Raw genomic sequence first — 9,065 nt, 5'->3', positions numbered from 1 at the left:
ATCGCAATCATATGGCAATATATTAGCAAAAACCTACCATAACCTAACATAACGTGAAGGCTTGATTCTGTAAGGGATTGAGCCTTTTTCTTGTGTGGTGTAATAACATGCAATAAACTACGATGGGAGGTTAAATGGAGGTTAAATGGGAGGTTAAAAAAATTAATCGCCATAAATTCTAAAGCCTCTTAATTGTATGAATTATTGAGGAAATAATAATGCTGTCTAAATTGCAGATTGATGCTATCAAGCCAACCTCCAAGCTACAAAAAATCAATGACAGCGAGATGCTGTATTTATTCGTATCTCCGACAGGTCGCAAAACTTGGAAAGTGCTATATACGCTCGATGGAAAGAAAAACACCATCACACTAGGCGAATATCCAAAGGTGCTGAATGCTAAAGATGCACGTTTAAGACGTGATGAGATAAAAAAACAAGTATCAGAGGGCATTAACCCGACTGAGCAAAAACGACAAGAAAAGATTAAAGATTTATCAGAGATGAGTTTTGCCGACCTGATCCAGCTTTATGCTGAAAAAGTCACACCACACAAAAGGGGCGGACGTGTGGAAACCGTTATTTTGAGTAGCTATATAAAATCATTTCCCCGATTGATGAAGAAACCAGTAAACCAACTAGGACAGCTAGACATGATTCAATTTAGGGATGAGCGATTAAAAAAGGTTAAGAGTGCAACAGTCGCTAGGGACTTGGGCTTATTAAGTGCTGTGTTCAAGTATGCACGACAAGAACTAAGAATTATGAGCAGCTCCCCATTGGATGATGTAGCCAAGCCGAAACAGTCAGCAAGTAGAAACAGACGTATTTCACAAGATGAGATAGACCAAATTTTGCAGGCATTCAAATATGATGGACGTTCCCAGCCAATCACTAAGAAACAACAAACAGCATGGGCGTTTTTATTTGCTATTGAAACAGCAATGAGGGCAAGTGAGATAACAGGCTTAAAGTGGGCGGACGTTTACGACAAGCATGTCGAGCTGGAGCTTACAAAGAACGGCGCAGCTAGAAAAGTGCCTTTATCCAAGCGAGCTATTGAGCTTCTAAGTTATATGCGAGGAATAGACGAAACCGATGTATGCACTCTTAAAAATAAGGTGGCTGATGGTGAAGTGGGTAGAGGTGCATTGTCAGCATATTTTAACCAAGTGGTGAAAGGTAAATTAAAAATTAATGATTTAACTTTTCACGATACCCGACATGAAGCCATTTCACGGATGGTTAAAAATTCCAAGCTCCCAGTAGAGGTACTGGCAAAAATTACAGGCCATAAAACCATAAGCATTCTAATCAATACCTACTACAACCCCGACATTGAAGAACTAGCCAACCATCTACACAAGGAAGATGACCCCGACATTATTTTATTTAAAAAGTCTGTATAAGTGCGACAAGCTAGGACGTGCAATAACTAGCAATTACTTAATTATTTGATATATTGATTTAGCTAGGTATAGGCAGGCCAGCCGACAAGCAAGTACCCAACTTGTTTACCTAGCTACCTTTGGGGTGCTGTGGGAGGCAAAATAAGAATGGCAACATTAAGAGAATTGCATGATTTAAGGGGAAGCCCTGATTTTTCACACTGGAACACTGTTAAATTATTTTCGATTGCTGAGGCTAGCTTACTCACGGCAGGATTAGAGCCTTGCGAGTACAATCATCTGCATGATTACCAATTACGAGAAAAACTAATTAGTGAAAAACCTATAAATTGGCAACATTCATTAATGCTTATAAGATCAATTATCGAGGCTATATGCACTCAAGAGATAAAATCACCATATATAAAAATTGACCGCAGCGACTATAACAATCAATGGGATGAGGTTGTTGAGCAGGCAAGAGTTAGCCTAGAAGATGTTGGCTCGATTATTGCGAATGAAACAAAAATACATAGAGATGAATTGTATAAATGGCTGAAAAAGAATGGCTACCTTGAGCCACATCTGCAAAATGCCATTATTGTTGAATCTCAACCAGTCACATACAAACAACATGAATCAGTACAACAAAACAATGTAGGTTTATTACCTGAGCCTAACTACACAACGCCAGCACTTGAAGCGATTAATGGCGTTATTCGTGAGTTTTGGATTAGTTACGACCCTGATAAAAACCAACCACCACCTAAGCAAAATGTCGTAAAAGCATGGATTGCAGAAAATCACCCTAAACTGGATAGTGATTATATTCAAACAGCAATAGATAAAATTTGCCGTCACCCCAACGCAAAAAATGGAGGAAATAGAAAAATTAACCCATAAATAAAACCAAAGGTATCACCCCAATAAAACAATAAAAATCATAGTCTTATTTTGGGGTAATGGCAGTTTTTTTATATTGCCATTACTCCTTTGATGCTTCCTGACCCCAATATTTATTTGTTTTTATTCACCCATCAAGCCGATGCAATGAACTGCAAAGGCTTTCTATTTCAACTTATGAATAGGATGGGTGCTTTATGTCATCACTTTACACAGAACAATATGCACGGATTAAACAGTTAGCCAGTGCGCCATCTACCCCCGAAAAAATCTACACAGTAAAGACAGGCGAAAATGCAGGCATGAAACGCAAAGTTAATGCCAAGCCTGAGCGTGTCGGATTACTCCCAGTCAGTGAAAAAACAATATGGACTTGGGTCAAGCAAGGGAAATTTCCGCAACCTCTTAAAATCAGTGGCAACGTCACTGTATGGCGTATGTCTGAGGTGCAGGCATGGATTGAAGAACAAGCCACCATTGCAACGATGGAGGCTTAATCAATGAATAACACCCAATTAAAACAAGTCCTAGCACACCTCAAGCAAGGCAAGACCATTTCACAAGCCGAGGCCATCGACCTTTTTAACTGCTACCGCCTGAGCGCAATCATTCAGCGTTTACGCTATGCAGGCTACGACATTGTGACCCATAACGAGCGCAATAAGTCAGGCATTGGCCGACATGCACGTTATGAGCTTATGAAAGAGGTGGCAGCATGAACCCATCTATTTTTAATTTCAATGAACACGGCGTTCGGATTGTCTTAGATGACAGTAAAGAACCGTGGTTTTGTTTGACTGATGTTTATAAATCTTTAGACATAAGCCGTACATCACGACTATTTCGAGAGTTAGATTCAAAGGGTGTGGCGGATTGCCACATCCTCACAAATGGCGGTACTCAAAAGCTCAAGTTTATTAATGAGCCGAATCTATACCGCATTATTTTCCGATCCAATAAAAAAGAAGCGTTGAATTTTCAAAACTGGGTATTTGCTGAGGTACTGCCGAGCATCCGCAAGACTGGGAGCTATTCAGCAAGACAGACAGCCTATGAAGAATTAAACCGCCTATGTATGCAGGAAAAGACCCAAAAGGCTAAAGGTTCATTTCATGGCACTGGATTAGTGAACCATCGTTATTCAATGCGAGATTTAAACCTAAGAATTACAACATGCAAAGCAAATTTACAGCTAACTTTTGAAGGGGTAGACAATGAGTAAACATGTACACCCTGAGTTTTTCAAAGCGTTTGACCACTACAAAGCAATGCTGGCCCAGTATGGGGAACACCACCCCATCACCGAGCAGGCCCTCATTTTGACAATGCACTACACGCCTGAGCATATCAAAGAAGAAATGCACCAAAAGGCGAAGGAATTAAACCTATTGCCACCGCCAAGCGGTTACACCGATGACGGCGAGCCTATGTACCGCCTAGAGGACATTGCAAAGCATTTCGGCATTTCGTTTGAAGAAGCAGAACAGCGTTTATTGCAGATGATGGATAACCGCCAGCAAGTCGGACTGCCTAATGATGGCGTTTTGATTAATTCAAATATCAATATCAACCGTGTGCAGTGAGGTGAAATCATGAAAGACATTGTATTAGCTTCATATCGCACTAACACCGAGGCAGACATTGAGGCAGATTTAATCGTAAACAATGAGGCTTGTAGTTTTATCGAACTAATCACTGTAGGCGGTGGAGTTCAGGCCATTGATGACGGTATGGAGCAACTTATGCAAAACCCTCAAGCCACTGGCGTTGTGGTGCTGCATGGGGAGAGCTTACAGCAGCTTATTGATGCTTACTTGAGAGGGGCAGAAGCATGAAAAACAAATTATTCGATATTGCTAACATGCCTAAGTATGGTTATATTAATCGGGCTTTGAGCAAAATCTCAAAGTTAGCTTTGGTCGGCTATGAATACTCAGCGCATACAGTCCGCTTAAAGGGCTTTTTTTGTATGCGTAATTTCTCTATGCGTTCGCATGTTATGGCGAAGCTGGAGGGGGACACTTTCGAGTGTGCCAGTCACCTGAGTTACTGGTCGACCAACCCCTTTCAGCTTTGCCACCTTAATTACTTGGTCGTAATTGGCAAAGCTCCTACAAACTCAGGAGCGCATTCTTATGCCTAATCAAATCAATTCTAAAAATACACTCAAGACTTATGATGCAGGCGATATGCACGACCTAGCCTCATTATCTGAATCAGATATGAACTGGATGTGTACAGCAATCAGCCATATCAGAAAAGAAGTATTGAAGTTAAACAAGCTGGCAGAGAGTGGAAAAGAAGTCAGTCAGTATCATTTTTCTGAATTGGTCACTCATTTAGATATGTATGAATATTTAGCAGAAGATCGACACCGCAACCATGCTAAAGGGGCAGAAGCATATAAGACTGAATGGGAGAAAATGAAAGGGGGTAGCCACAATGCTTGATTATGACCACCCCAAAGAACTAATAACACCCGATGACATTTTAAACGAATGCACACAGCTTGTATCGTTTAATGATGCTTATTCATCACATCCATTAATACAGCGTTTTGGCAGTCCTGAGCAGCCGATTTATGTTGATGATGGCAATGTGGATATAAACGGAGTTACCTATGCACAGCCTTTGATTATGCCTATTTATGATGGGCTGCTTGAGCTTGTTCAATGTGCTGTTATGCAAGATAGGCAGCGTGTAGCTGTCATTCCTGATGGACTGGCTAAAGGTTTTGCAAGGTATGGTGATTTTGACCATGACAAGCCAGTCATTATCACGTACAGCCTAGAGGCATTCTTTAAAGTCGCACAGACTGGCTATGCCGTTGCATTGGTGCTACTGCCTACCCTATGCAGCAACCATAAAACAGAACTCAAGCCGTTTGATTTTGAGCAAATACAGTTCGTTATTAACCAGCTATCACAGGCAGGCTATAAGCAGCTTTATTTGCCAGTCAGAATTGAACAAATGCACCTTGAGCCATTTAAAAAGCTGGAGCAGAACACGGCGGTTAGGCTGCTATGCCAGTATTTAAAAATGGGTGTAAGTGAATTTCAAATCGAATTGGCCCAGCATGAAAGTGTAAGTGAGGTGTTGGCGTTTATTGATGAAGCTATAGAGTTGTTAAGCAAGCCTACTGAGTGGGGCGAGTTATTGCCGCTATCTCAATCAGAAACCGTTTTAAATCCTTATCCAATACATGCGTTGCCACCACTGGCACAGGAGGCAGTGAGGGCTATTTCTGAGCATGTGCAGTCACCAATTGCCATGACTGCTCAATGTGTTATTGGTGCAATGTCACATATTGCACAGGCCCAGGTTAATGCCCCCCATCCATTTAATGCACACGGCGAGCCATGCAGTTTATTTTTGCTTACAGAGGGGCAAAGTGGCAGCCGCAAGAGTACAAGCCGAAACCTAGCGGATCAGGCCATTATTAAGCACGAGCGCAAGCAGTACGAGGCATACAGACAAGAGCTGGAGCAATGGAAAAGCGGACAGGCTGGACTACCTAAAAAAGACCGTGAGGCATATTGTGCAGAGAATCCACCACCCAACGACCCTAGCACCCTATACAGCGATATAACCCTTGAATCTATTGCAGGGCTTTTTATTGATGGCGTTTTAAATAATGCGTCCATTGCCAGTGATGAAGCAGGGCAGTTTTTCGGCGGTCATAGCATGAAAGCCGATACACGTAACCAAGCACTAGGAGGCTATGCAAAGTTATTTGATGATGGTTTTGTGGAACGTACCCGATCCAAGTCTAATTTGAACGGCAGTGGCCGAGCTTATGACGTTAGATTGACGTTTAATTTACAGGGACAGCATGAAGTTCTAGCAGAAGCATTAAAAGACCCAGTGCTAAGGGGACAAGGTTTTTTGCCTAGATTCATTCTAACCATCCCCGAAAATTTAGCAGGCACACGCCTACAAGATGCAATCTATAGAAATAAGAATGCAAGCATTGACCATAGGCTTATAGCCTACTGGACACGATGCGAATATCTACTTGATGACTGCCCTCAAGTGAAAGCCGAGCATGAATTACATAATGGGCGATATGTTCTGCCTATGAATGAAGAAGCAAAGGAAATAGATGCAGCGTTCTACAATATGTTTGAAGAATTACAGGGCAAAGGGAAACGCTACGAGTACCTACAAGCGTTCGCCAGTCGTGCCAGTCAATTAGCGCGCCGTTTAGCTACTGTATTCGCTTATTTTGAGGGATTGCAACAGATTGATGGTAAAACCCTAAAAGGAGCTTGTGAGGTCGTCAAACATTCATTAAATGAATGGGCAATGTATGCAGACATTGAGGTTAAAACCGAAACGGAAGCGGAACGCCTTATTAAATGGATTGCCAAAAAGTGCAATGACCAAAAGACCGACCGCATAGCGTACTCAAATGTTCAAACTTCATGCCCTAGACCCATGCAAAAGAATAAAAACCTTTTGGAAATGGTTATAGAGCAGTTAATTGATTCAAATCATATCAAGATCGAATCTATAGGGCGGACAAGATACGTTGTAATTCACCCTTGTTTAGTAGAATCGTGACTAAGTGACTAAATGAGCCTGAAAGCCTTACAGCACAAGGCTTTTCACTTAGCAGTCATGGTTTGACTAAGTGACTAAGTGACTAAATGGAATTAATCATTTAATTTTTTCGTTTAGTCATTTAGTCATAGCGGTTTTGGGTGACTGCTAAACAGAGAGCCTTATATATCAATAGTTGCAGGGCTATTTAGTCATTTAGTCAGACTTTTGAAGAAAAATATATAAATTGAGAATTGAACAATGCCAAACGTAAACAAAGTGACTGTGATGGGTGTATTAGGCCGTGACCCTGAAACTAAACAATTTCCCAACGGTGGCAGCATTACGACATTCAGCGTTGCAACTACCGAGTTTTGGAAAGACAAGACCACTGGAGAGCGCAAAGAAGCGACTGAGTGGCACAGAATCACCACTAACAACCGATTAGCCGAGATTGCCAGTAAGTACCTCAAGAAAGGCAGCAAGGTTTATATTGAGGGCAGCTTGCGTACAAGGAAGTATAAGGACAAAAGCGGATCAGAAAAGGAAATAACCGAGATTCGAGCCGATGAGCTGCAACTGCTTTAATCAATAGCTCCCTAAATATGGGGAGCTTTTTTTATGCCTTAGATTCGATTAGATCGGCATAGTCTAATTAGATAAAAATGCTTCTTTCATAGGGTGAGTTTCGCAAAATCATTTCTTTCATAGGATTGTTTCGCAAATTGAAGAAATGGAGTGATTACACCCCCCCTATTTTGTATAGCTACGTAAAGAATTTCTTGTTTTACAGCACCGCATCAAAAAGACCATTAAAGCCATGCTCAAAACTAAGCACAGCAAGGTTTACAGCAAAAATGGGGTAAACATACCTTGTACAGCTACGTACAGCAAAACAGCCTTTTTATAGGAGTGCAAGTTGAGCCAAACAGTGCCGTGATGTTGCCGTCCTAATTTCAGGTTTTATCAGGTTTAATCGTTGGGTTTTGCTGGGTTCTAATTTCAAGTTTTTCAAGTTTAAAGGTTAGGTTTTGTGAGGTTCAATCTATCAGTGACGGCTAACCAGTGGGGGGAGTTCATAACTTATGGACTGGCCCAAAGCGGAGACCGCAGCCAATCGCACGTATAAAAAAATTTCTGCTTTTGTTAAAAAGTTAACTTTTTGTTAACAGCTACGGCGTTCTAAATGTGAGGTTTAAAGGCTTTTCATGTCAAAGAAAATGTCAAAGGTTTTTCAATTTAATACAGATACTTGGGTCATAAATTCAAAAAATAATGTCAAAGAAAATGTCAGGTTTTGTCAGGTTGTGAACTTAGGATTACTTAGGATTTATGCAGTCTATAACCATAGGTTTTGATAGGTTCTGACTAACATTTACTAACAGGTGCAGCGTTTTAAATAACAGGTTTTGACAGGTTATCAATGTTAAGTTTTGATAAGTCCGAGCAGTAAACGGAAAGTAGTATTTTGTAGTAGTACGGACCGTAATCTAACCGTAATGATTTCAGGTTTTGTCAGGTTCAAACCATAACATTTGATAACAGGTGCAGCAGAAAAACATGCCGTAATCATGCCGTAATGAAAGTGAGGTTTTGTGAGGTTCAAAGCGTTTGAGCATCTTTGAATATAAGGTTTTATAAGGTTTTGTATTTTTGAAACTGAAGTTTTCTGAAGTAGGACGGCGCAAAATTGCGTTGGCTAAATTCATGTTTTAAAAGCAGACCTCAAAAGTGAGTTTTGCGAGTAGCTTAAAGATACTCACAAAGATAACCCCAACTTTGGGGGAATCTCTTAACTACCTTTAAAGTGTAGTAGCGGATCGGGAACATTTACCCCGTTGGGGGATATGCTCAATTTGAGCGCATCTAAACAGCCGAGCTACTTAATCAACCACTTGGACGGCTAAGTTAATTTAGGATTGCGTTATCGTTTCGGTAATCACCGAAACCCATGCAAGTGACTAGCTCAAAGATAGTTAGTGAGTAGCTTAAAGATACCCACAAAGGATAGGGTTCTAAATCTGACCCTACCTGAGCCACAAATAAGGGGAGCAGCTTTAAATACTCTATTCCGCTCCATCAAAAAAGAGGAGGCGAACAAAATAATTTATTGTTCAAAATAGGGGGGTACAGAACACGATTGGAGGTTAAATGGGAGGTTAAATATTTTGACCTTATAAAATATTATAATCAAAACAATAAGTTATTATCTTTATATATCGCAATCATATG

11 protein-coding genes are annotated in these 9,065 nt (G+C 40.8%); all 11 read left to right on the top strand.

Annotation, left to right across the window (positions count from 1 at the left end; translation table 11 throughout):
* The first annotated feature begins 218 nt into the window (after nt 1-218).
* The 11 genes from FTT94_RS15710 (at nt 219) to ssb (ending at nt 7,421) form a co-directional block, all read left to right on the top strand.
* Nucleotides 219-1,409, top strand: coding sequence for a site-specific integrase (locus FTT94_RS15710; protein WP_180171100.1), 1,191 nt, complete (start codon nt 219-221; stop codon nt 1,407-1,409).
* Nucleotides 1,410-1,556: 147 nt separating this feature from the next.
* Nucleotides 1,557-2,291, top strand: coding sequence for a hypothetical protein (locus FTT94_RS15705; RefSeq protein ID WP_180171099.1), 735 nt, complete (start codon nt 1,557-1,559; stop codon nt 2,289-2,291).
* A gap of 197 nt (nt 2,292-2,488) precedes the next feature.
* Entirely contained in the window at nt 2,489-2,788 is a 300-nt protein-coding gene (locus FTT94_RS15700; protein WP_180171098.1) for an AlpA family transcriptional regulator, read from the top strand.
* 3 nt (nt 2,789-2,791) lie between these two features.
* The gene (locus tag FTT94_RS15695) at nt 2,792-3,010 is read left to right on the top strand and encodes a helix-turn-helix domain-containing protein (protein ID WP_180171097.1); all 219 of its coding nucleotides are present in this window, start codon (nt 2,792-2,794) and stop codon (nt 3,008-3,010) included.
* A complete protein-coding gene (locus FTT94_RS15690) occupies nt 3,007-3,513 on the top strand; it encodes a BRO family protein (RefSeq protein ID WP_180171096.1) in 507 nt (168 codons plus the stop codon). Before FTT94_RS15695 ends, FTT94_RS15690 begins: the two co-directional genes overlap by 4 nt.
* Nucleotides 3,506-3,874 carry a hypothetical protein gene (locus FTT94_RS15685; RefSeq protein WP_180171095.1) on the top strand — a complete coding sequence of 123 codons (369 nt, stop codon included), beginning with the start codon at nt 3,506-3,508 and terminating at the stop codon, nt 3,872-3,874. The genes FTT94_RS15690 and FTT94_RS15685 overlap by 8 nt, the downstream gene beginning before the upstream one ends.
* 9 nt (nt 3,875-3,883) lie before the next feature.
* On the top strand, nt 3,884-4,126 hold the full coding sequence (locus tag FTT94_RS15680; protein ID WP_111885247.1) for a hypothetical protein: 243 nt from the start codon (nt 3,884-3,886) through the stop codon (nt 4,124-4,126).
* Nucleotides 4,123-4,434 carry a hypothetical protein gene (locus FTT94_RS16795; protein ID WP_257231474.1) on the top strand — a complete coding sequence of 104 codons (312 nt, stop codon included), beginning with the start codon at nt 4,123-4,125 and terminating at the stop codon, nt 4,432-4,434. The genes FTT94_RS15680 and FTT94_RS16795 overlap by 4 nt, the downstream gene beginning before the upstream one ends.
* Entirely contained in the window at nt 4,427-4,741 is a 315-nt protein-coding gene (locus FTT94_RS15675; RefSeq protein ID WP_180171094.1) for a hypothetical protein, read from the top strand. Before FTT94_RS16795 ends, FTT94_RS15675 begins: the two co-directional genes overlap by 8 nt.
* Nucleotides 4,734-6,854: a DUF3987 domain-containing protein gene (locus tag FTT94_RS15670; RefSeq protein ID WP_180171093.1), complete on the top strand. Its 2,121-nt coding sequence runs from the start codon at nt 4,734-4,736 to the stop codon at nt 6,852-6,854. Before FTT94_RS15675 ends, FTT94_RS15670 begins: the two co-directional genes overlap by 8 nt.
* A 240-nt stretch (nt 6,855-7,094) precedes the next feature.
* Entirely contained in the window at nt 7,095-7,421 is a 327-nt protein-coding gene (gene ssb / locus FTT94_RS15665) for a single-stranded DNA-binding protein (RefSeq protein WP_180171092.1), read from the top strand.
* Nucleotides 7,422-9,065 lie beyond the last annotated feature (1,644 nt).

The sequence above is a fragment of the Acinetobacter sp. YH12027 genome (assembly GCF_013420085.1).
GTDB lineage: Bacteria > Pseudomonadota > Gammaproteobacteria > Pseudomonadales > Moraxellaceae > Acinetobacter > Acinetobacter amyesii.
Note: the sequence above shows the minus strand (reverse complement) of the source record. Positions and strands in the feature narration are given on the sequence as shown.

Coding starts and splice junctions, on each gene's coding strand:
- ssb (WP_180171092.1), top strand. CDS start 7,095: ATGCCAAACGTAAACAAAGTGACTGTGATGGGTGTATTAGGCCGTGAC.
- FTT94_RS15675 (WP_180171094.1), top strand. CDS start 4,427: ATGCCTAATCAAATCAATTCTAAAAATACACTCAAGACTTATGATGCA.
- FTT94_RS15680 (WP_111885247.1), top strand. CDS start 3,884: ATGAAAGACATTGTATTAGCTTCATATCGCACTAACACCGAGGCAGAC.
- FTT94_RS15690 (WP_180171096.1), top strand. CDS start 3,007: ATGAACCCATCTATTTTTAATTTCAATGAACACGGCGTTCGGATTGTC.
- FTT94_RS15710 (WP_180171100.1), top strand. CDS start 219: ATGCTGTCTAAATTGCAGATTGATGCTATCAAGCCAACCTCCAAGCTA.
- FTT94_RS16795 (WP_257231474.1), top strand. CDS start 4,123: ATGAAAAACAAATTATTCGATATTGCTAACATGCCTAAGTATGGTTAT.
- FTT94_RS15705 (WP_180171099.1), top strand. CDS start 1,557: ATGGCAACATTAAGAGAATTGCATGATTTAAGGGGAAGCCCTGATTTT.
- FTT94_RS15685 (WP_180171095.1), top strand. CDS start 3,506: ATGAGTAAACATGTACACCCTGAGTTTTTCAAAGCGTTTGACCACTAC.
- FTT94_RS15700 (WP_180171098.1), top strand. CDS start 2,489: ATGTCATCACTTTACACAGAACAATATGCACGGATTAAACAGTTAGCC.
- FTT94_RS15670 (WP_180171093.1), top strand. CDS start 4,734: ATGCTTGATTATGACCACCCCAAAGAACTAATAACACCCGATGACATT.
- FTT94_RS15695 (WP_180171097.1), top strand. CDS start 2,792: ATGAATAACACCCAATTAAAACAAGTCCTAGCACACCTCAAGCAAGGC.